The organism is Limosilactobacillus mucosae (genome assembly GCF_046939755.1).
Taxonomy (GTDB): domain Bacteria; phylum Bacillota; class Bacilli; order Lactobacillales; family Lactobacillaceae; genus Limosilactobacillus; species Limosilactobacillus mucosae_A.
This window is the reverse complement of the sequence record NZ_JBKZAY010000020.1, coordinates 1-21,093: the sequence shown is the minus strand read 5'-3', so window position 1 is coordinate 21,093 and position 21,093 is coordinate 1. Positions and strand designations below refer to the sequence as shown.

Genomic DNA, 21,093 nt, shown 5'->3' with positions numbered 1-21,093 from the left:
AGCAACTATGGCAGAGAAATTATTAACCGTTCGCAACGTTACGCGACAGTTTGGTGGACTGACAGCGGTCAATGACGTTTCGATGACGATCTATGATAATGAGTTGGTCGCTTTAATCGGTCCCAATGGTGCTGGCAAGACGACTTTGTTCAACATGTTGAGCGGCCTTTTGCCAGCCACCAGCGGTACGATTGCCATCCGTCATGATGGTCGCTTCTATAAGGTCAGCGGCAAGGGTGCTACCAGTGTTGCGCAGCATGGTATCTCACGGACGTTTCAAAACATTCGACTGTTTGGCGACATGACGGTGCGGGAAAATATCATGGCGGCGCTGAACAATCAATTTAAGGAAAGTTTTTGGGGTACGATTATTCGAACGCCGCACTACTATCGTACTGAACGCGAGATGAATGACGCGGCCCAGAAGCTGATTGACCGCTATCATTTGACGGCGGTTGCCGACAGTCCAGCCAACAAGCTGCCATATGGGATGCAGCGACGCGTTGAAATCGTGCGGGCCTTGGCAACCAAGCCGAAGATTATCTTTTTGGATGAGCCAGCCGCGGGGATGAACCCTGAAGAAACTGCGGAGCTGACAACGATGATTCGGCAGCTGCGCGATGAGAACAATCTGGCCGTCCTTTTAATCGAACATGATATGTCATTGGTGATGAGCCTGGCTGAACGGATTTATGTTTTAGACCAAGGCGAGGTTTTGGCCAGTGGCACGCCAAAAGAAGTGAGTCAGAATCCAGCCGTTGTCAAAGCATATTTAGGAGGTGATGCCAATGCTGCAGGTTAAGGACTTAAGTATCAGCTATGGGGCGATTCAAGCAGTCCGTCACGTTGATTTTGAAGTTAAAAAAGGTGAGATCGTGACCTTAATTGGAGCGAATGGCGCGGGTAAATCAACGATTCTTAAGACGATTTCGGGAATCGTTAAGCCGCAGTCGGGCTCCATTGAATATCAAAATGAATCACTGATTGGAAAAAAGGCGCCGCAAATCGTGGCCGCGGGAATCTCTCAGGTTCCAGAAGGGCGGCACGTTTTTCCAGCCATGACCGTGATGGAGAATCTGCAGTTGGGTTCATATCTGCAAAAGAATCGCGACCAGATTGATCAACGCCTGCAGGAAATCTTTGAAATGTTTCCGATTTTAAAAGAGCGCCAGCATCAAGACGCGGCGACCCTTTCCGGTGGTGAGCAGCAGATGTTGGTAATGGCGCGAGCAATGATGGCTAACCCAGAGCTGCTGCTTTTGGATGAACCATCAATGGGATTGGCACCGATTTATATTCAGAAAGTTTTCGACATCATTCAAAAAATCAACGCGCAAGGGACCACGATTCTTTTGATTGAGCAGAACGCGCATCAGGCTCTTTCAATTGCTGATCGAGGCTACGTGATTGCCTCGGGAGAAATTCAGCTGAGCGGCAGCGGACAGACGCTTTTGAATGATCCAAAGGTTAAACGAGCCTACCTTGGCGAATCGGCTTAAAAGCGCTTTAATTATGTAATATAATAGTAGAAAAGTTCCATTCAAATAGGATGGAGCTTTTTTTATAATATTGACAATTTACGGTTTACACTTCATAATAAAGCCGTTGTTGTTATGAATGTACTTAAATTAAAGTCTATTTAACTTGATATAAGTTATAATGTTCGCTTTTATGAAATGGAGGAACCGCATCTATGACTGATCTAGAAATTGCCAATGCTGCTGAAATGGAACCTATTACTAAGATTGCTGAAAAATTAGGTTTAAGTGCTGATGAAATTGAACCATACGGCAAGTACAAGGCTAAGATTGATCTGCCAGTCAAGGAAGCACCAGATAAGAAGCACAAACTGATTCTGGTTACCTCAATCAACCCAACGCCGGCTGGTGAAGGTAAGTCAACGGTTCTGGTTGGCCTGGGTGATGCTTTGAACCTGCTTGGTCACCAAACCGTAATTGCAATGCGTGAACCATCCATGGGACCTGTTTTTGGCGTCAAGGGTGGTGCAACTGGTGGTGGCTACAGCCAAGTCGTACCAATGGAAGACATCAACCTGCACTTTACGGGGGACCTGCATGCTTTGACCAGTGCTAACAACACGCTGGCTGCTCTGATCGACAACTACATCATGCGGGACAACGAACTGAATCTGGACCCACGCCGCATTATCTGGAAGCGCGTGGCTGACGTAAACGACCGGGTGTTGCGGCACGTGGTTACTGGTTTGGGCGGTATTATGCAAGGGGTACCGCGTGAAACCGGCTTTGACATTACGGCGGCTTCCGAACTGATGGCGATCCTTTGTCTGTCTAAGGACCTGGCTGATTTGAAGCAGCGGATTTCCAAGATCGTAGTTGGCTACACCTATGACCAAAAGCCAGTTACGGTTGGTGAACTGGGCTTTAGCGATGCCATTACGATTCTGCTTAAGGATGCTTTGAAGCCAAACCTGGTTCAAACGTTGGCGCACACGCCGGCAATCGTTCACGGGGGCCCATTTGCCAACATCGCCCACGGCTGCAACTCGGTCCTGGCTACCAAGACGGCTCTACAGCTGGCGGACTACACGGTTACGGAAGCTGGCTTCGGTGCTGACCTGGGGGCTGAAAAGTTCCTGGACATCAAGCGGCCAGTGTTGGGCAAGACACCAGACGCGCTGGTAATCGTGGCTACGGTACGGGCACTGGAATACAATGGTGGCGCGGCACTTGCCGATCTTAAGGAAGAACAGCTGCCAGCGCTTAAGAAGGGCCTGGCCAACCTGAACCGTCACATCAAGAACATGCAGCGCTATGGCCTGCCTGTCGTTGTTGCCATCAACCACTTTACTTTTGACACTGAAGCCGAAATTAAGACGATTGAAGACAACTGCCATGCACTGGGCGTCAACGTGGTTCTGGCCGATGCCTGGGCTAAAGGCGGTGAAGGTACGGTTGACCTGGCTAAGGAAGTTGTCAAACTGGCTGATCAGCCAAGCGATTTCCACGAGCTTTACGATGTTGAAGGCGACTCGATTGAAGACAAGGTCAACACGATTGCCAAGACCATCTATGGTGCCAAGGATGTTGAATTCTCCAAGAAGGCCCAAAAGCAGCTCAAGAAGTTCCATGAAATGGGCTGGGAAAACATGCCGGTCTGCATTGCTAAGACGCAGTACTCATTTACCGATGATCAAACGGAACTGGGTGCGCCAACCGACTTTACGTTCCATATTCGTGAATTCGTTCCTAAGCTGGGCGCGGGCTTTGTCGTAGCTCTGTCCGGCAGCGTGATGACGATGCCTGGCCTTGGTAAAAAGCCAGCTGCCGTTAATATGCACATTGACGGTGAAGGCAACATTACTGGCTTATTCTAATCTGATCAAAGAAAAGGGCGCGGCAGGCGCTCTTTTTTGTGTTAGAGCTATTGTATTAAAGACGAACATTATAATTATCTTATTTCTTCCGGTTCGTGAAAAATCTTGTTTTTGCTGAAAAGTTTTGCTATGCTAGAGACAGTTTTTAGGAGGTGCCATTGTGAGCAGTGAAATCAGCGTGGTCATGGGCAGTAAGTCCGATTGGCCAACAGTTAAGCAAGCATGTGATATTTTGGATCAGTTTGGCGTCAAGTACGATAAGCAGGTTATCTCAGCGCACCGGATGCCAAATGAAATGTTCGATTTTGCCCAGCACGCGGCAGAAAATGGCGTTAAGGTTATTATTGCCTGTGCAGGTGGGGCCGCTCATCTGCCAGGGATGATTGCGGCCAACACGCCATTGCCGGTGATTGGGATTCCAGGGCAGACTAAGGCATTAGGCGGCATGGACTCGCTGCTTTCCATCGTACAGATGCCAGCGGGGATTCCGGTCGCCACTACGGCAATCGGCAATGCCGGGGCTAAGAACGCTGCCTTATTGGCTATTCAGATTCTGGGTATCAATGATCAAGCCCTGCAAGACAAGATTGTGGCTTTCCGTAAAGAAATGCATGACAAGGCGGTGGCTAGCAATGCCGAACTTGACTAAGCATCCAGAAGCCTATATTGAGCAAGGCAAGACGATCGGAATTATTGGCGGTGGTCAGCTGGGTCAGATGATGGCTTTTTCTGCTAAGGCAGCCGGGATGAAGGTTATTATTTTGGATCCGACGCCACAATGTCCTGCCGCCCAAGCTGCTGATGATCAAATTGTGGCGCCTTATGCCGACGTGGCGGCGATCAAAGAACTGGCACGGCGAGCTGACGTTTTGACTTATGAGTTTGAAAACGTTGATCTGCAGGCCTTAAGAGACGTTGCTGATCAAGTTGCCATTCCCCAGGGAACCAATCTTTTATACACGACCAAGAACCGGATTCGCGAAAAGACGTTTTTGCGTGACGCGGGCCTGCAGACGGCACCATTTGCGGCGGTCAAAAATCGTGCTGATCTGAACGCGGCCGTGGCAAAACTTGGCTATCCATGTGTCTTAAAGACTTGCGAAGGCGGGTATGATGGTCATGGCCAAATGGTTTTAAAGAGTGCGCAAGACCTAAATGACCCGATTACTGAAGAAGTACTGCAGTATGGTGATGACATTCTGGAAGGCTGGGTACCATTTAAGATGGAATGCTCAGTTATGGTAGCGCGCAATACGGATGGTGATATTACCGTCTTTCCAGTCAGTGAAAACATTCATGCTCATGAAATTCTGCACTTGAGCATCGTGCCGGCGCGGATGCCGGTTGAATGGCAGCAGCGTGCTCAGCAGATGGCCGAAAAGATTGCCACGGCCATTGATCTAAAAGGCATCTTGGGTGTTGAGATGTTTGTCGGTGCCGATGGACAGCTCTATGTCAACGAACTGGCCCCACGACCACATAATTCCGGTCACTATACGATCGAGGCCTGCAACTTTTCACAGTTTGCAGTACACAATCGCGCGATCTGCAACTGGCCACTGCCTAAGATCAAGCTGTTGAGTCCAGTCGTAATGGTCAACGTTTTAGGCCAACACGTAGCTGGCACGCGCCGTTTGATTCATGAATATCCGCAATGGCATTTTCATGACTATGGCAAGGCTGAGATTCGGCATAACCGAAAGATGGGCCATGTCACGATTTTGACCGATGATATTGAAGAAACCTTGAAGCAAATTAAAGATTCCCATGTTTGGGACGATGAATAGGAGAAAAGATTAATGATTGATCGTTATACCCGTCCAGAAATGAAGAAGCTGTGGAGCGATGAAACCCGCTATCAATGTTGGCTGGCCGTAGAAATTGCGGCTGACGAAGCCTGGAGCAAGCTGGGTAAGATTCCGGCAGAAGATGTTGAAAAAATTAAGCAAAACGCCAAATTCACCGTGGAAGGCATTCAAGAGATCGAAGCCGTCACGCACCATGACGTGATTGCCTTTACGCGTGACGTTTCCAAGTCGCTGGGCCCAGAACGCAAGTGGGTACACTATGGTCTGACCAGTACTGACGTCGTTGATACGGCTCAAGGCTACCAGCTTAAGCAGGTCAACGAGATTCTGCGTCAAGACATCAAGGACTTTATGGAAATCCTGAAAAAGATGGCCAATGAATACAAGTACACGGTCTGCATGGGGCGGACGCACGGGATTCACGCTGAGCCAACGACTTTTGGCCTCAAGGTTGCCCGCTGGTACTCTGAAATGAAACGCAACTATGAGCGCTTCGAACACGCGGCCGCTGGTGTTGAAGCCGGTAAGATCTCTGGGGCCGTGGGAACGTTTGCTGAAGTTGACCCACGCGTTGAACAATATGTTTGCGAAAAACTGGGGCTGCGCGCGCAAGAAGTTTCCAGCCAAGTGCTGCCACGTGATCTGCATGCTGAATACATCGCTGCTTTGGCTTTGATTGGGACCAGTCTTGAAGAAATGGCTACCGAGGTTCGTTCGCTGCAGCGGACGGAAATTCATGAAGTTGAAGAACACTTTGCCAAGGGTCAAAAGGGTTCTTCGGCAATGCCGCACAAGCGTAACCCGATCGGCTCCGAAAACATCTGTGGCTGTGCGCGGGTATTGCGTGGTCATGTTGTTACGGCTTATGAAAACGTGGCATTGTGGCATGAACGCGACATTTCTCATTCCAGCGCTGAACGAATGATTCTGCCAGACACGACGGCGCTCTTGGATTATATGCTGCACCGCTTTGGCCGGATCCTGGCAAATCTGGACGTCTTCCCTGAAACCATGAAGAAGAACATGGATAAGACGCTGGGTCTGATCTACTCTGGTCGGGTCCTGCTCAAGCTGGTTAAGTCCGGCATGACGCGGGAAAATGCCTACGATCTGATTCAGCCATACACGGCTAAGTGCTGGGCCGAACAAGTGCCATTCCGGCCACTGCTGGAAGCTGACCCAACGATTCAAAAGCAACTGACCAAAGAAGACCTTGATGATGCCTTTGACTACCACTGGCACCTGCGTCATGTTGACGACATCTTCAAGCGGGTTGGCTTGGACGATTAATCATCATTAAACAAAAAAGCATCGATCAAACGGGTCGATGCTTTTTTATTTGATTTTTAATCGCAGAAACACGAACGATATAATTCAAATTACGATTTAGTTAAACGTTAAACTTGTAAAAACCATTATTTTATGATTAGAAACCGAAAAAGGTTCGGCTATACGCTTGACGATTTTTAAAAATATGCGTACGATAATAGCAGGATTTAACGAACAATTTTCCGTTAACCAATTCATCAATTCGTTTTTAGCCTATAAGGAGGGCAATCAAAAATGGAAAAGCTGTTATATACCGGCAAAGCAAAGCAAATGTGGCAAACCGAAGATCCTGACGTTTTACGGGTAGTTTACCTGGATCAGGCAACGATGCTTAATGGCAAGCGTAAGGACCACTTTGACGGAAAGGGTGAAGCAGCCAACGACATTTCAACGCTGGTTTTTGAATACCTGATTGATAACGGCATTCCAACCCACTTCATCAAGCGCCTTTCGGAAAAGGAAGAATTGGTTAAGAAGTGTCACATGTTCCCGCTGGAATTCGTTACGCGCAACGTCTGCGCTGGTCACTTTGCTTCTCGCTTTGGCCTGGAAGACGGCATGGAATTGGCCGAACCAGTTGAAGAAACGTTCTACAAGAGTGATGCTTTGGATGACCCATTCGCCAATGAATCTGACGCGGTTGCCATTAAGGCCTGCACGCATGAAGAATACCAACAATGCTGGGAACTGGCACGGCGTTGCAACAAGCTTTTGACGCCCCTGTTTAAGAAGGCCGGCATGAAGCTGGTTGACTTCAAGCTGGAATTCGGTAAGCTTTCAGACGGCTCGTTGGTACTGGCTGATGAATTTTCGCCTGACAACTGCCGTCTGTGGGACATCAAGACCAACGCCCACATGGACAAAGACGTATTCCGCAAGAACTTGGCTGATCTGACCACGACCTATGATGAAGTTTACGCACGCCTGCAAGAAGCCGTTAAGGAGGACTAATCAAATGACTACCGTTCGTATTTACGTTACCTACAAGCAATCTGTTTTTGATCCCCAAGCCGAATCCGTTTTAAATGCCATCCACCAGTTGGGACATGAAGAAGTCAAGGATCTGACGGTTGGCAAGTTCTTTGATCTGCAGGTTGAAGGCGATCAGGCAGCCGTTGAAAACACGGTTAAGGAAGTGGCTGAATCACTGCTGGTCAACTTCAACATTGAAACGTACAAGTTTGAAGTGCTGGAGGCGAAATAAATGAAGATTGCGGTCATTCAATTCCCAGGCTCGAACTGTGATATCGACCTGTATTCAGCCCTGCACGATGTCTGCAATGCTGATGTCGAATACGTTTCACACAAGGCCACGAGTCTGGATGGCTTTGATGCGGTCATGCTGCCAGGGGGCTTTTCCTATGGCGACTATCTGCGGGCCGGCGCGATTGCCCGGTTCGCCAATGTTATGCCGGCCGTCATCAAGCTCGCTAATGAAGGCAAGCCGGTTTTTGGTACCTGCAATGGTTTCCAGATCTTAACGGAAGCGGGCCTTTTGCCAGGTGCTCTGAAGAAAAACGACAGCCAAAAGTTCGTCTGTGAAACGGTGCCTTTGGAAGTCGTTAACAACGATACGCTTTTTACCACGCAGTACCAGGCTCACGAACGCATTGCCCTGCCAATCGCGCACGGTGAAGGCAGCTACTACGCGGATGAAAAAACCTTGGATGAGTTGGAAGCCAATCATCAAGTCGTGTTCCGCTATGCAAGTGAAAATCCCAACGGCTCTTTGCGCAACATTGCTGGGATCGTCAACAAGCGCGGCAACGTATTGGGCATGATGCCCCACCCAGAGCGGGCCGTAGAAGCACTGCTGGGTTCGACGGACGGTTTGCGACTGTTCAAGTCTTTATTGGAAAACGGCACGGTTAAGACGGAGGCATAATTAGAATGAAGCAAGCAATGACCCCTGAAGAAATTAAGGAAAAGAAGCCATATCTCGACTGGAGTCTGTCCGAAAAAGAATATGACTACATCAGTGAAAAGCTGTTGCACCGTTTGCCAAACTACACGGAAACGGGCCTTTATTCAGCAATGTGGTCCGAGCACTGTTCCTACAAAAAGTCCAAACCAGTGCTGCGGCTGTTCCCCAACAAGAACGACCGCGTTTTGCAAGGCCCTGGTGAAGGTGCCGGTGTCGTTGACATTGATGATGGTCAGGCAGTTGTTTTCAAGGCCGAAAGCCACAACCACCCATCAACGGTTGAGCCATACCAAGGCGCGGCTACTGGTGTCGGCGGGATTTTGCGTGACATCTTCAGTATGGGCGCGCGGCCAATTGCTTCTTTAGACTCGCTGCACTTTGGCGAATTAAGCGATGCCGAGACACGGATGAAGGTTGATGGCGTTGTGCGCGGGATTGGCGATTACGGCAACTGCATGGGGATTCCAACCGTCGCTGGTGAAACGACCTTTGACCCTTGCTACAAGGGAAATCTGTTGGTCAATGCCATGAGCGTGGGCTTGATGGACCAAAAGAACCAACAAGAAGGGAATGCCTCTGGGGTTGGCAACGCCGTGATGTACGTTGGGGCCAAGACTGGTCGTGACGGGATTCACGGGGCCACGTTTGCCTCAGCTGACTTTGGATCTGGCAACGAATCACAGCACTCGGCCGTTCAAGTCGGCGACCCATTCATGGAAAAACTGCTGATGGAAGCCTGCCTGGAACTGATTCAAGATCATGCGGAATGGCTGGTCGGCATTCAAGACATGGGTGCAGCCGGGATTGTTTCTTCCAGTGCCGAAATGGCTTCTGAAGGTAACTCAGGGATGGACCTGGATCTTGATTTGGTACCGCAGCGCGAACCAGGCATGTCAGCCTATGAGATCATGCTGAGCGAGTCTCAGGAACGGATGCTTTTGTGTGTTAAGAAGGGTCATGAAGAAGACGTTAAAAAGATCTTTGACTACTACGATCTGGAAGTCGTAACGATTGGCCGAATCACGGAAGGTCATCAATACGTGCTGCACCATGATGGTCAGGTAGTCTGCGATATTCCGGTTTCTACTTTGACGGACGACGTTTTGGAAGTTGAATCTGAAGAACGAAAGCCACAACGTCTGATTGATGCCGAAAAAGAAGCCAACTGGGTCCCTGAAATCGCTGACGTGGCTGAAGTCTACAAGAAATTACTGACGCAGCCAACGATTGCTGACAAGTCATGGATCACGCGTCAATATGACTCGCAGGTGCGGACTTCAACGGTGGTTGGTCCAGGTTCTGATGCTGGGGTTATTCGGGTACGCGGCACCAAAAAGGCCCTTTCGATGACGACGGATGGCAATGGTCGTTTGGTCTACTTAAACCCATACGTCGGCGGTAAGATTGCATTGGTTGAAGCAGCTTCCAACATCATTGCTTCTGGTGCTTTGCCATTAGCCATTACGGACTGCCTAAACTATGGTGACCCAACCGATCCTGAAATCTTCTGGGAACTGCATCATTCAATCGAAGGGATGGCTGAAGCCTGCCGCGTCTTTGATACGCCAGTCATTTCCGGTAATGTTTCGCTTTACAATGAAAACAACGGCTCAGCCATCTATCCAACGCCAATGGTCGGCATGGTAGGGCTGATCAAGGATGCCAAGTACGTCATCCCATCCCGCGTTCAGCATGCTGGCGACAAGCTGTACCTGGTCGGCAAGACTGGCGATGACTATGCCGGTTCCGAACTGCAGAAGATGATGACGGGTGATATTGCCGGGACACTGGCTGACTTTGATCTGGAACACGTTCATGACTATCTGAGCCGCCTATTGAAGGCTGAACAAAGCGGCCTGGTAGCCAGTGCTCATGACTTGAGTGAGGGTGGCTTGGCCGTGGCGGCTGCTGAAACGGTCTTCAAGACTGAACTGGGCTTAAACGCTGATTTCCGCGCTCTGGATAAGAAGCAGTTCTTCAGCGAAACGCCGGGCCGGATGCTGGTCAGTGTGGCACCAGAAAATGTGGCGGCCTTTGAAGAAATTATGCAAGACGATGCAATGCCAGCTGGTGAGGTCGTAGCAACGCAATGGCTGGAAGTCCATCTGGCTGATGCTGAGCTCAACTTGCCAGTGGCTCAAATGCAAAAACTTTGGGAGGAAGCTTTGCCATGCGCAATGAAATCAAAGGACTAAATGAAGAGTGTGGGGTTTTTGGCGTTTTTGGCGTGCCAGAAGCCAACCGAGTCACCTACTTCGGTCTGCACAACCTGCAGCACCGTGGACAAGAAGGGGCCGGGATTGTCACGACTGACGGCGAGCACCTTTATCAGCACCGGGATCGTGGCCTGCTTTCGGAAGTCTTTGCCGATCCAAGCGATATGGAGCGCCTGGTCGGGGATGCCGCGATTGGTCACGTTCGCTACGGTACCAGTGGCCACAATTCAATCAACAACGTGCAGCCATTTTTGTTCCATTTTCATGATGGCGACATTGCGATGGCACACAATGGCCAGCTGACCAATGCCGTCACGTTGCGTCGCAAACTGGAAGACAACGGTGCTGTTTTTCAATCGGATTCAGATACTGAGATTCTGATTCATTTGATTCGGCAAAACATTCACATGGGCTTTATTCCGGCCTTAAAAAAGACGCTGAATATGGTCAAGGGGGGCTTTGCCTTCTTGTTTCTGCAAAAGGATCGCCTGATTGCTGCCTTGGATCCCAATGGCATTCGACCGCTTTGCTTAGGGCAGATGCCAAATGGAGCCTATGTCGTGACCAGTGAGAGCTGTGCCTTGGATATCGTGGGCGCCAAGCTGATTCGCGATGTCCAGCCAGGCGAATTGCTGGTCATCGACAAGGATGGTCTGCATGAAGATCGTTATACTGATGACACTAAGCTGGCCATCTGTTCAATGGAATACATCTACTTTGCCCGTCCTGATTCCATTATTCATGGTGTAACAGTGCACAGTGCCCGCAAGCAGATGGGACGCTTATTGGCCAAGGAACAGCCAGCCCCTGATGCCGACATGGTCATTGGGGTGCCAAACTCCTCGCTTTCCGCGGCGTCTGGTTATGCGGAAGCAGCTGGTCTGCCTTACGAAATGGGGCTGATCAAGAACCAATACGTTGCCCGGACTTTTATCCAGCCCACGCAGGCATTGCGGGAACAAGGCGTTAAGATGAAGCTTTCGGCCGTACGCGGGGTCGTTGCCGGCAAGAACGTGGTCGTAGTCGATGATTCGATCGTGCGGGGAACGACTTCCAAGCAGATCGTGCGGATGCTGAAAGAAGCCGGCGCCAAGTCGGTTCATATGCGGATCGCCTCGCCGCCATTCCGTTTCCCATGTTTTTATGGAATCGATGTCTCCAACCGGGCTGAACTGATGGCGGCTCATTATTCCGTCCCCGAGATGTGTAAGTTGATGGAAGCCGATTCATTAGGATTCTTGAGCGTTGACGGCGTCGTTAAGGCCATTAACGTTCCAGACGCTGGTGAGGCACCATATGGCGGTCTGACGGTGGCCTACTTTAATGGCGACTATCCAACGCCGCTGTATGATTTTGAAGAGGGTTACCTTAAGTCATTAAACGAACAAGAAAAGCGCGCGCGAAAGGAACGACTGTCCAAATGAAGCGGAAACGTTATGAAGAAGCCGGCGTTAATGTCAATGCCGGCTATGAAATGGTAAAAAAAATCAAGGATGCCGTTGCTTCAACCGATCGTCCCGGCGTTGTCGGTGGGATCGGCAGTTTTGGCGGGATGTTTGATCTGACCGCGGTTGCCGGCTTGACGCATCCAATTCTGGTTTCAGGCACGGATGGCGTTGGTACCAAGCTTTTGATCGCCCAAAAGCTGAATCGGCATGACACGATCGGCATCGACTGCGTGGCGATGTGCATCAACGACATTTTGGCACAGGGCGCGGAACCGCTGTTTTTCCTGGACTATATCGCAACGGGACACAACACACCAGATAAGATGGCTCAGATCGTTTCTGGCGTGGCAGAAGGCTGTCGGCAAGCTGGCGCAGCTCTGGTTGGCGGAGAAACCGCCGAGATGCCTGATATGTACAGTCAAGATGAGTACGATCTGGCCGGCTATGCGACCGGCGTTGTTGACCAAGACAAGATGCTGACGACGGCCTTGCCAAAAGCTGGCGATGTTTTGATTGGTCTGGCCTCATCCGGCATTCACTCCAATGGCTATTCGCTGGTGCGCCAAGTGCTGTTTAAGGATCATGACGTTAAGCTCAGCGATCAGCCGGCCGAACTGAATGGTCAAACGGTTGGCGAGGCATTGTTGACGCCTACGCGAATCTATGTCAAACCGGTGTTGCCGTTGATTAAACAGGGCTTGATTCACGGGGTCAGCCATATTACTGGTGGCGGTCTGCCGGAAAATCTGCCGCGGATGTTTGCTGATTCCCTGCAGGCCGTGGTTGATTCCAGTGCTTGGCCTAAGCTACCGATCTTTAGCTATCTGCAAAAGATGGGCGATTTGGATGCGGATGATCTGTACGGCACGTTTAACATGGGGCTGGGGATGATTTTAGCCGTGGCGCCAGAAAACGCTGCTGCCGTTCAAGATGCTTTAAAGCAGGCTGGCGAAGACTCATGGCAGATTGGTCAGCTGCAGGCCCGACCAGCTGATGAAGAAAAACTGATTATTAAATAAAAGAGGCAAGAACATGAACGTGGCAATTTTTGCCTCGGGGAACGGGACCAATTTTGAAGTGCTGACTGAGCATTTTCAAAATGGCGATATTCCTGGCAAAGAGGCTTTGCTTTTTTGCGACCACCCCGATGCTTATGTAATTAAACGTGCTCAAAGACTGGGCGTTCCATATGAAACTTTTACCGTGAAGTCTTGCGGATCCAAGCAGGCCTACGAAGAAAAGATCATGACGGTGTTGGAAAAATACGACATTGACTTTATCGTGCTGGCTGGTTATCTGCGGATTATCGGGCCAACGATTCTCGATAAGTATGAAGGCAGTATCGTCAACCTGCATCCTGCTTGGCTGCCGGAATATCCAGGGCTGCATTCGATTGAGCGGGCCTTTGCCGATCATCGCAAGGAAACCGGCGTTACGGTTCACTACATTGATTCAAATCTGGATGCGGGGACGATTATTGCTCAGCGGCACGTGCCAATCTATCCTGATGACACGGTCGACACGTTGGAAACGCGGGTCCATGAAACTGAACACAAATTATATCCAGAAACCGTTAAGAAGATTTTGACTGAACGAATTGCAAAGGAGAAAAACAACCAATGAAACGTGCATTAGTTAGCGTATCTGATAAGACCAACCTGGTGCCTTTCGTCAAGGGCTTGAGTGAAAATGGTTTTGAAATCGTTTCGACTGGCGGAACCAAGAAGACCTTGGATGAAGCTGGCATCAAGACCATCAGCATTGAAGAAGTAACCCACTTTCCAGAGATTCTGGATGGTCGGGTCAAGACGCTGAATCCGTATGTTCACGGTGGCCTGCTGGCGCGTCGTGACGTTGCTGAGCACATGGACACCCTGGATAAATTAAACATCACGCCAATTGATCTGGTATGTGTCAACCTGTACCCATTCAAAGAAACCATCGAAAAACCAGACGTTACGCTGGCCGATGCCATTGAAAACATTGATATTGGCGGTCCTTCAATGGTTCGTTCAGCAGCCAAGAACTATCGTGACGTGACGATCGTAACCGACATCAACGATTACGAAACGGTCTTAAACGAAATCAAGGCCAATGGCAACACGACGCTGGAAACGCGGACGATGCTGGGGGCCAAGGCATTCCGGACCACGGCTGCCTACGATGCGCTGATCTCGCAATACCTGACGAAGCGCCTGGATTTGGAAGACCCTGAAAAGCTTACGCTGACCTACGATTTGAAGGATACGATGCGCTACGGCGAAAACAGTCATCAAAAGGCTTGGCTGTACGAGGATCCAATTCCTAAGAAGTTCTCGATCTTGGAAGCCGAACAGCTCCACGGCAAGAAGCTTTCCTACAACAACATCAAGGACGCTGATGAGGCATTGCGCAGCGTGCGCGAGTTTGATGAACCAACCGTTGTTGCCATGAAGCACATGAACCCTTGTGGTATTGGCCGCGGCGAAACGCTGGAACAGGCCTGGGATCGTGCTTATGAAGCTGACCCAGTTTCTATTTTTGGTGGGGTAATTGCTTTGAATCGGCCGGTTGATTTGGCAACGGCAGAAAAAATGCGCAAGATCTTCTTGGAAATCATCATTGCACCTGACTTTGACGAAGATGCCTATGCCGTTTTGGCCAAGAAGAAAAACATTCGTCTGCTGAAGGTTGACTTCTCAGCCAAAGACGAGCCAACGCGTCATGAAGTTGTTTCCGTCATGGGCGGGGTGCTGATGCAGGAACAGGATACGCTTAAAGAAGACTGGCATGACTGGGAATGCGTCACGGACGTCAAGCCGACCGAAGAACAGCTCAAGACGATGATGTTTGCCTGGAAAGCCGTTAAGCACACCAAGTCCAATGCCATCGTGGTTGCCAACGACGAACGGACGCTGGGCGTGGGCTCTGGTCAGCCTAACCGGATCGATTCTCTGAAGATCGCGGTCAAGCATGCCGGGGATGCCATTGATGATCGGACGGTAATGGCATCTGACGCGTTCTTCCCATTCAACGACTGTGTCAAGTTTGCCGGTGAACATGGGATTAAGGCCATCGTACAGCCAGGCGGTTCGGTTCGAGATCAAGAATCGATCGACATGGCCAACGAAATGGGCATTGCCATGGTAATGACGGGTGTTCGTCACTTCCGCCACTAATTGCAATTGCAGGTCCGCGGATTGATTTTCGCGGACTTTTTGGGGTAAAAGAGGTTTAAAAATGGAAAAGATGAAATTGCTGGTAATCGGCGCCGGTGGTCGTGAATTTGCCATTGCCAAGAAGCTCAATGAAAGTCCGCATGTTGACACGGTTTATTGTGCGCCAGGCAATATCGGCATGGTAACGGCGGGAATCGTGCCTTTAAACATTGAAGAAGACGATTTTGAAGCGCTGATTCAGTTTGCCAAGGATCAAGCCATTGCCTGGACGTTTGTTGGCCCTGAGGATGCTTTGTGTGCGGGGATCGTGGATGCATTCCAAAAAGCCGGGCTGAAGATTTTTGGGCCCAATCAAGAAGCGGCTCAGTTGGAAGGCTCTAAGGACTACGCGCTGAACTTTATGAACGAATACCACGTGCCAACTGCCAAGCACGAGACGTTTACGGACCTGAAGTCGGCATTGGCGGGGCTAAACGACTTTGCTCGGCCGGTAGTCATCAAAGCCAATGGTCTGCAAGGCGGCAAGGGAGTCGTGATCGCTCAGACAACACCAGAAGCTGAGGACACGATTACGGAAATGTTTGAGTTAGGGGAAGAAAAGCTGGTCTTGGAAGAATGTCTGGTGGGACCTGAATACTCAATGTTTGTTGTAGTGCAGGATGATCAATACCGGATTTTGCCAATGGCGCAGGATCATAAGCGGGCCTACGATGGCGATAAAGGTCCTAACACGGGTGGTATGGGTGCCTACAGTCCACTGCCACAGCTTAGCGATGCCGAACGTCAGCGCATGATTGATGATGTCGTTGAACCAACCGTTAATGGGCTGCACCAGGCAGGTTACAACTACCATGGCATTATCTACATTGGCTTGATGCTGACGGCGGATGGCCCTAAAGTCATTGAATATAACGTGCGGCTGGGTGATCCAGAAACGCAGGTCGTCTTGCCACGGCTGAAAACGGACCTGGTCGAACTGATCGATGCCAATGTTAATGATCAACAAATGCCGGCAATTGAGGAACGCGATATGGCCGTCTTGGGCGTGATTTTGGCGTCCAAGGGATATCCTAAAAAGCCGGTACATGGTCAGGCGCTTGGTTCGTTCCCAGCAGCTAAAGACATTGCCATTGACTATGCCAACGTCAAGGGCCAGCTTGACGATCTGCATGGAGACGGCGGTCGGCTTTTAATGGTAATTGGCGAAGATGCTGATCTGCAAAAAGCTCAAGACAAGGTTTATGACTACCTGGCTAAATTAGATGAGCCAGAATGCTTCTATCGTCATGATATTGGTGATAAGGCTTTGAAAAACTAACTAAAGTGAATAATTAAAACGGTCGGCGATTCAATTTGAATTGGCGGCCGTTTTATTGTCGGCAAAAAAGTTGGTAAGCATGGTGCTGATTGTGGCATCTGAATAAATGGATTGGCTGTTTGCTGAAGTTTGGCAGTAACGCAGTTTAATCATTGGCGATTGTGGCTTCCTGTGTTAAAATTAAAAATAGATTAAAATAAAATGAGAGTAAAAGGACGTGGAAAAAATGGAAGATGGCGTCAAGCTCAACATTTTGCAGGAACTGATCCAGATCAATACGGTTAATGGTCATGAACAGCCAGCTGCCGAATATCTTAAACAGGTATTGAGCGATCATGGCATCGAAGCCGATTTGATTGCTTTGGCGCCTGGTCGTACGAATCTGGTTGCCGAGGTTGGCGAACAGGAAGGACCAGTGTTGGCTTTGGCGGGACATCTCGATACCGTAGACGTTGGCGATTCGAACAAATGGCAGCACAATCCATTCTGCGGCCAGGTAATTGGTGATGCCGTCTATGGCCGTGGCAGCGTCGATATGAAAGGCGGTTTGGCAGCGATGGTCAACACCTTGATTGAGCTGAAGGAAGCCGGCCTGCCAAAACATGGCAAGGTCCGCCTGTTGGCAACGGTTGACGAGGAAATTGGCGGGCTGGGTTCGCTTGAACTGACGCGACAGGGACTAGTGCATGACGTTGATGCCATGATTGTTGGCGAGGCGACGACTAATCGCTTGGAATACGCGCACAGCGGCTCGTTTGACTATCGCGTGAGATCTTACGGTCACCTGGCACACAGCTCAGATCCCAGTCTAGGCGTTAATGCCGTAGCTAATCTGGCCCGTTTTTTTGAATACGAACGGCACGCGTTTGATGATGTGAAGGCAAGCCCCAGTTTAGGCAGCCTGATTCACAGTGTCACGGTCTTTCATGGCGGCCGGCAGCTCAATTCGATCCCTGATTACGCCTATCTGGAAGGCAACGTGCGGACAATTCCAGAATTTGACAATACGGCAGTACAAGATCGGCTGCAGACACTGGTAGATCGCTTGAACGCCGAGACGGATGGTCGGTTTGAATTAGAGGTCGTAGCTAGTTTTATGCCAATGGCGACTGATCCGGCTGATCCATTCGTTTCAATGGTGCAGCAATCATATCAAACTGTTGCCAAGCAATCGCTGCCGCTTGCCGTTTCGCACGGTGCCTCGGATGCTTCGCGCTATATACTGGATGAGCACCGTTTTCCGATCGTCGAATGGGGACCGGGTCGAGAAGAAATGTCGCATCAGGTTGATGAAAGGCTGTCAGTCGCGGAGTATCTGCAGGCAGATCAAGTCTATCTGCAGATTGCCAAGGATTTTTTGGGCGAGTCCTAAAAGCGCTTAGGCAGCAGCCAGCTGGGTTTAGGCGGTTGAGCTGGTTTTAAAATCATGACGAATTAAAAGAATGCTGAAATTAGGTAAAAAGGTCAACCATACATTGGTGCCCTTGCAAAATAAGCGGCACACTGCGCCATATTAACTAAAAGTGTGGTCTTTGGGCATCAGCGAAAGCTATTAAAAACCTGCCGCAGCCGTTGAAATTTTGATACGATAAGGTCAAAAAAATAAAAATGGAGCGGTGACAATGGAAAAATTCGATCGTCTGGCAAAGCGTGTTGGCAATTTTTTTGAAGGCTTTATGGAAGCAGCGATGGCAACTCTAGGGCTGTGTCTGATCTGCTTTATTTTTGTAGAATTATGGCACTTGGTTGAACTGACACCGTTTCTGAGTGGTGCTAAGATATCGATCGACTCGATATTAAGCAGCTTGATCAATTTCTTTTTGTTGCTTGAGTTTTTGGCGATGGCAGCTGCCGCTATGCAGAATCATGGCCATCTGGCGGCGGACTTTTTGATCAGCTTAGGGATCACGGCCTTATTGCGGGGATTGATTGCCGAGCATGAGGCGCCAATGCAAAACGTGCTGACATGCTTGGCAATTTTGGCCTTGATTATTGGTGAGATCTTGATGCATTGGCAAAGTAATCGCGAACATCACGATAATAAATGAGTGCTTTCTATTGGCACGAGCAAAAATCTGATTTAAAATATAGCTTGAATTGTTGTGTATTTTATATACGGCTCACTAAAAGAAGAAAGAGGTCAAACGAACAATGGCTAAATTAGTACTGATTCGTCACGGTAAGAGTGAATGGAACAAGTCCAACCAATTTACTGGCTGGGTAGACGTTGACTTGGCTCCAGAAGGTGTTGAACAAGCAAAGGCTGCCGGTAAGGCACTGAAGGAACACGGTCTGGAATTTGACTACGCCTACACTTCTGTTCTGAAGCGTGCAATCAAGACGCTGCACTACGCACTGGAAGAATGCGACCAGCTTTGGATTCCCGAATTCAAGACTTGGCGTCTGAACGAACGTCACTACGGCGCTTTGCAAGGTAAGAACAAGAAGAAGGCTGCCGAAAAGTACGGTGACGAACAAGTGCACATTTGGCGTCGTTCCTACGACGTGCTGCCTCCACTGCTGAGTGCCGATGATGAAGGCTCTGCAGCTAAGGATCGTCGCTATGCTAACCTGGACCCACGCGCCATTCCTGGTGGTGAAAACCTGAAAGTTACGTTGGAACGGGTTATCCCATTGTGGCAAGATGAAATCGCACCAAAGCTGCTGGACAACAAGAACGTTATCATTGCTGCCCATGGTAACTCGCTGCGTGCCCTTTCCAAGTACATCGAAAACATTTCTGACGAAGACATCATGAACCTGGAAATGGCTACTGGCCAACCAGTTGTTTATGACTTCGACGAAAAGCTGAACGTTTTGAGCAAGGAAAAGTACTAATAATTTCTTAAACGTTCTTTAAAGACTCGCGAATCGCTCGCGGGTCTTTTTTTTGTTCACAGTTCAGTAGACAAGCGGGGCGGTTGTGCTTGACATCGGCAATCGCGCTTGATTTGCACGTTTTGGTTCAGTAATGGTGATCAGCTGGCGGCTTCGTAAAAAACTTGTTATTTAAGGAATGGGTTCGTGATTTTGTGAAGACTTTGTAAAGCATAGACGTTGACGGTGGTACAATCTCCAAGATGTGTTAAGATACACGAAGAACATTTTTAAAGATATTAAGCAAAAGAGGAGAATTGAATTAATGAAACGCAATCACTTGCCTCTCAAAGAATTCATCAACCAATTAAAGAGTACGCTGAAGGGCAAATATAACGCCGCAGTTTGGCCAATTGCCGGCATCACGCTGCTTTACCTGGCGTTGACGGCTCTTTTGGCACTGCTGTTCACGCGCAGCGCCATGATGCTGGGATATGCCACGATGCTGATTATGTACGGCATGATCAGCCAAGTGCTGCTTGCCGTGGTTGAGGCATTAGGTATCTTGATTCTGTGGTTCCTGGTAACGTTTGGCATGTACTTTGTCAACATGAGTATCCTGTACAGCTACCAGGATCAAATCAAGAACCCGAACCTAAAAGTCAGTGCAACGACGATCTGGAAGCACTTTAAGCATCTGAACAAAAACCAGCTGCTGCGGCTGACACTTTACAGCAGCCTGTTCATCTTCTTGTGGACACTGCCGTTGGATATCGTGGCCGTCTTAGTAGCTAAGAATCAAGCACTGGTAATTGCAGTTCGGATCGTTAACTTCTTGATTACGTTCTGGAAGACCTTGGAATACTCGCAAGCACCATTACTATATCGCGATCAGCAGCCAGCCTTTTTGGGGCAGTCGATGCGCCATGCTTTAACGGCCAGTCGCCGCTTTATGGGTGGCAAGAAGCTGTCGTTTTTCACGATTGAATTGGTCGTTAGTTTCCTGCCAATGCTGGTATGGGGCGCGATTTTTGGTGGAGTAGCCTATTACGGCAACTACACGGCAATCTATTTTGTCATGTATGCTGGCTTGATCATTATGCTGCTGGGCTTTTGCGCTTATGCTCCGGTTGTCTACCTGGCAACGGCTCAATTTTATGAACAAAGCAAGCCGCAATCGCCAATCTCGGTTGAGGATGCTTTCGTTAAGACCTTCAAGCCAGTTGAGGTATTGACTGGCGAGGCCTATGACGATGCTGCCGATGAGCCGGTGGTAGTTGACGACAGTGAACCAATTGTTGAAAATCAAAAATAGTTCTAAACGTGTCATCGATGATGGTGGCACGTTTTTTGTTTCAGGTGGCTTGCTAAAAAAGCGAAGCAGCTGATTTTTGAAAAATGGACTGGATTGGGATTACATAATCTAACGATGGTTGAAAATGGATAACGATTACAATCTTCGGTAATTGAGCAACGTTTTGCTGATGTGTTGTGAAGTTGTTCTGCTTCATTGATTTTTTCAAAAAAGTTTGAATTTGTCGTTGACATTCGTTTGTAATCTCGGTATATTAGATAACGTTGTCGCGGCGATGAGTTGCTGATCACTTGAGATTAACGACTTTTCGTCTAACTGCTGAGAAAAAAGAAATAAAAAGTTCTTGACAGGTAGTTGACAATTTGTTAAACTAATTAAGTTGTTTGCTTAAAATAAACAAACAAT

General features: G+C 49.1%; 19 protein-coding genes. All 19 read left to right on the top strand.

Annotated features, from left to right (window positions below; translation table 11 throughout):
* Positions 1–7: 7 nt before the first annotated feature.
* The gene (locus tag ACLUWI_RS07490; protein WP_169461781.1) at positions 8–802 is read left to right on the top strand and encodes an ABC transporter ATP-binding protein; all 795 of its coding nucleotides are present in this window, start codon (positions 8–10) and stop codon (positions 800–802) included.
* Positions 789–1,499 carry an ABC transporter ATP-binding protein gene (locus tag ACLUWI_RS07485; RefSeq protein ID WP_302427511.1) on the top strand — a complete coding sequence of 237 codons (711 nt, stop codon included), beginning with the start codon at positions 789–791 and terminating at the stop codon, positions 1,497–1,499. The genes ACLUWI_RS07490 and ACLUWI_RS07485 overlap by 14 nt, the downstream gene beginning before the upstream one ends.
* 194 nt (positions 1,500–1,693) lie before the next feature.
* Positions 1,694–3,355 carry a formate--tetrahydrofolate ligase gene (locus ACLUWI_RS07480; protein ID WP_412146796.1) on the top strand — a complete coding sequence of 554 codons (1,662 nt, stop codon included), beginning with the start codon at positions 1,694–1,696 and terminating at the stop codon, positions 3,353–3,355.
* 184 nt (positions 3,356–3,539) lie between these two features.
* Positions 3,540–4,004, top strand: coding sequence for a 5-(carboxyamino)imidazole ribonucleotide mutase (purE, locus tag ACLUWI_RS07475; RefSeq protein ID WP_034539052.1), 465 nt, complete (start codon positions 3,540–3,542; stop codon positions 4,002–4,004).
* Positions 3,988–5,142, top strand: coding sequence for a 5-(carboxyamino)imidazole ribonucleotide synthase (gene purK, locus ACLUWI_RS07470; RefSeq protein ID WP_412146795.1), 1,155 nt, complete (start codon positions 3,988–3,990; stop codon positions 5,140–5,142). The genes purE and purK overlap by 17 nt, the downstream gene beginning before the upstream one ends.
* 12 nt (positions 5,143–5,154) lie before the next feature.
* On the top strand, positions 5,155–6,453 hold the full coding sequence (gene purB, locus ACLUWI_RS07465) for an adenylosuccinate lyase (protein WP_034539039.1): 1,299 nt from the start codon (positions 5,155–5,157) through the stop codon (positions 6,451–6,453).
* A gap of 273 nt (positions 6,454–6,726) precedes the next feature.
* Positions 6,727–7,443, top strand: a complete 717-nt coding sequence (gene purC / locus ACLUWI_RS07460; protein WP_128513394.1) for a phosphoribosylaminoimidazolesuccinocarboxamide synthase — start codon at positions 6,727–6,729, stop codon at positions 7,441–7,443.
* A 4-nt stretch (positions 7,444–7,447) separates the two neighbouring features.
* On the top strand, positions 7,448–7,696 hold the full coding sequence (gene purS / locus ACLUWI_RS07455) for a phosphoribosylformylglycinamidine synthase subunit PurS (RefSeq protein ID WP_006499343.1): 249 nt from the start codon (positions 7,448–7,450) through the stop codon (positions 7,694–7,696).
* The gene (gene purQ, locus ACLUWI_RS07450; RefSeq protein ID WP_033934857.1) at positions 7,697–8,377 is read left to right on the top strand and encodes a phosphoribosylformylglycinamidine synthase subunit PurQ; all 681 of its coding nucleotides are present in this window, start codon (positions 7,697–7,699) and stop codon (positions 8,375–8,377) included.
* A gap of 5 nt (positions 8,378–8,382) precedes the next feature.
* Positions 8,383–10,611, top strand: coding sequence for a phosphoribosylformylglycinamidine synthase subunit PurL (gene purL, locus ACLUWI_RS07445; RefSeq protein WP_412146794.1), 2,229 nt, complete (start codon positions 8,383–8,385; stop codon positions 10,609–10,611).
* Positions 10,587–12,056: an amidophosphoribosyltransferase gene (gene purF, locus ACLUWI_RS07440; protein WP_272209528.1), complete on the top strand. Its 1,470-nt coding sequence runs from the start codon at positions 10,587–10,589 to the stop codon at positions 12,054–12,056. The genes purL and purF overlap by 25 nt, the downstream gene beginning before the upstream one ends.
* Positions 12,053–13,099, top strand: coding sequence for a phosphoribosylformylglycinamidine cyclo-ligase (gene purM, locus ACLUWI_RS07435; RefSeq protein WP_412146793.1), 1,047 nt, complete (start codon positions 12,053–12,055; stop codon positions 13,097–13,099). The genes purF and purM overlap by 4 nt, the downstream gene beginning before the upstream one ends.
* 13 nt (positions 13,100–13,112) lie before the next feature.
* Entirely contained in the window at positions 13,113–13,703 is a 591-nt protein-coding gene (gene purN, locus ACLUWI_RS07430) for a phosphoribosylglycinamide formyltransferase (RefSeq protein ID WP_272207520.1), read from the top strand.
* On the top strand, positions 13,700–15,238 hold the full coding sequence (purH, locus tag ACLUWI_RS07425; RefSeq protein WP_412146792.1) for a bifunctional phosphoribosylaminoimidazolecarboxamide formyltransferase/IMP cyclohydrolase: 1,539 nt from the start codon (positions 13,700–13,702) through the stop codon (positions 15,236–15,238). The genes purN and purH overlap by 4 nt, the downstream gene beginning before the upstream one ends.
* A 61-nt stretch (positions 15,239–15,299) precedes the next feature.
* Positions 15,300–16,556 (top strand): phosphoribosylamine--glycine ligase, encoded by a 1,257-nt coding sequence (purD, locus tag ACLUWI_RS07420; RefSeq protein WP_412146791.1) that lies wholly within the window; start codon positions 15,300–15,302, stop codon positions 16,554–16,556.
* A 226-nt stretch (positions 16,557–16,782) separates the two neighbouring features.
* Positions 16,783–17,928, top strand: a complete 1,146-nt coding sequence (locus ACLUWI_RS07415; RefSeq protein WP_412146805.1) for an ArgE/DapE family deacylase — start codon at positions 16,783–16,785, stop codon at positions 17,926–17,928.
* Between the two features lie 250 nt (positions 17,929–18,178).
* Positions 18,179–18,604 carry a phosphate-starvation-inducible PsiE family protein gene (locus tag ACLUWI_RS07410; protein ID WP_412146790.1) on the top strand — a complete coding sequence of 142 codons (426 nt, stop codon included), beginning with the start codon at positions 18,179–18,181 and terminating at the stop codon, positions 18,602–18,604.
* Between the two features lie 103 nt (positions 18,605–18,707).
* Positions 18,708–19,394: a 2,3-diphosphoglycerate-dependent phosphoglycerate mutase gene (locus ACLUWI_RS07405; RefSeq protein WP_033934849.1), complete on the top strand. Its 687-nt coding sequence runs from the start codon at positions 18,708–18,710 to the stop codon at positions 19,392–19,394.
* Between the two features lie 304 nt (positions 19,395–19,698).
* Positions 19,699–20,688 (top strand): hypothetical protein, encoded by a 990-nt coding sequence (locus tag ACLUWI_RS07400; protein ID WP_412146789.1) that lies wholly within the window; start codon positions 19,699–19,701, stop codon positions 20,686–20,688.
* The last annotated feature ends 405 nt before the right edge of the window (positions 20,689–21,093 follow it).

Excerpts from the sequence above, each read along its gene's own strand:
- ACLUWI_RS07490 (WP_169461781.1), top strand. The coding sequence starts at position 8 with ATGGCAGAGAAATTATTAACCGTTCGCAACGTTACGCGACAGTTTGGT.
- ACLUWI_RS07485 (WP_302427511.1), top strand. The coding sequence starts at position 789 with ATGCTGCAGGTTAAGGACTTAAGTATCAGCTATGGGGCGATTCAAGCA.
- ACLUWI_RS07480 (WP_412146796.1), top strand. The coding sequence starts at position 1,694 with ATGACTGATCTAGAAATTGCCAATGCTGCTGAAATGGAACCTATTACT.
- purE (WP_034539052.1), top strand. The coding sequence starts at position 3,540 with ATGGGCAGTAAGTCCGATTGGCCAACAGTTAAGCAAGCATGTGATATT.
- purK (WP_412146795.1), top strand. The coding sequence starts at position 3,988 with ATGCCGAACTTGACTAAGCATCCAGAAGCCTATATTGAGCAAGGCAAG.
- purB (WP_034539039.1), top strand. The coding sequence starts at position 5,155 with ATGATTGATCGTTATACCCGTCCAGAAATGAAGAAGCTGTGGAGCGAT.
- purC (WP_128513394.1), top strand. The coding sequence starts at position 6,727 with ATGGAAAAGCTGTTATATACCGGCAAAGCAAAGCAAATGTGGCAAACC.
- purS (WP_006499343.1), top strand. The coding sequence starts at position 7,448 with ATGACTACCGTTCGTATTTACGTTACCTACAAGCAATCTGTTTTTGAT.
- purQ (WP_033934857.1), top strand. The coding sequence starts at position 7,697 with ATGAAGATTGCGGTCATTCAATTCCCAGGCTCGAACTGTGATATCGAC.
- purL (WP_412146794.1), top strand. The coding sequence starts at position 8,383 with ATGAAGCAAGCAATGACCCCTGAAGAAATTAAGGAAAAGAAGCCATAT.
- purF (WP_272209528.1), top strand. The coding sequence starts at position 10,587 with ATGCGCAATGAAATCAAAGGACTAAATGAAGAGTGTGGGGTTTTTGGC.
- purM (WP_412146793.1), top strand. The coding sequence starts at position 12,053 with ATGAAGCGGAAACGTTATGAAGAAGCCGGCGTTAATGTCAATGCCGGC.
- purN (WP_272207520.1), top strand. The coding sequence starts at position 13,113 with ATGAACGTGGCAATTTTTGCCTCGGGGAACGGGACCAATTTTGAAGTG.
- purH (WP_412146792.1), top strand. The coding sequence starts at position 13,700 with ATGAAACGTGCATTAGTTAGCGTATCTGATAAGACCAACCTGGTGCCT.
- purD (WP_412146791.1), top strand. The coding sequence starts at position 15,300 with ATGGAAAAGATGAAATTGCTGGTAATCGGCGCCGGTGGTCGTGAATTT.
- ACLUWI_RS07415 (WP_412146805.1), top strand. The coding sequence starts at position 16,783 with ATGGAAGATGGCGTCAAGCTCAACATTTTGCAGGAACTGATCCAGATC.
- ACLUWI_RS07410 (WP_412146790.1), top strand. The coding sequence starts at position 18,179 with ATGGAAAAATTCGATCGTCTGGCAAAGCGTGTTGGCAATTTTTTTGAA.
- ACLUWI_RS07405 (WP_033934849.1), top strand. The coding sequence starts at position 18,708 with ATGGCTAAATTAGTACTGATTCGTCACGGTAAGAGTGAATGGAACAAG.
- ACLUWI_RS07400 (WP_412146789.1), top strand. The coding sequence starts at position 19,699 with ATGAAACGCAATCACTTGCCTCTCAAAGAATTCATCAACCAATTAAAG.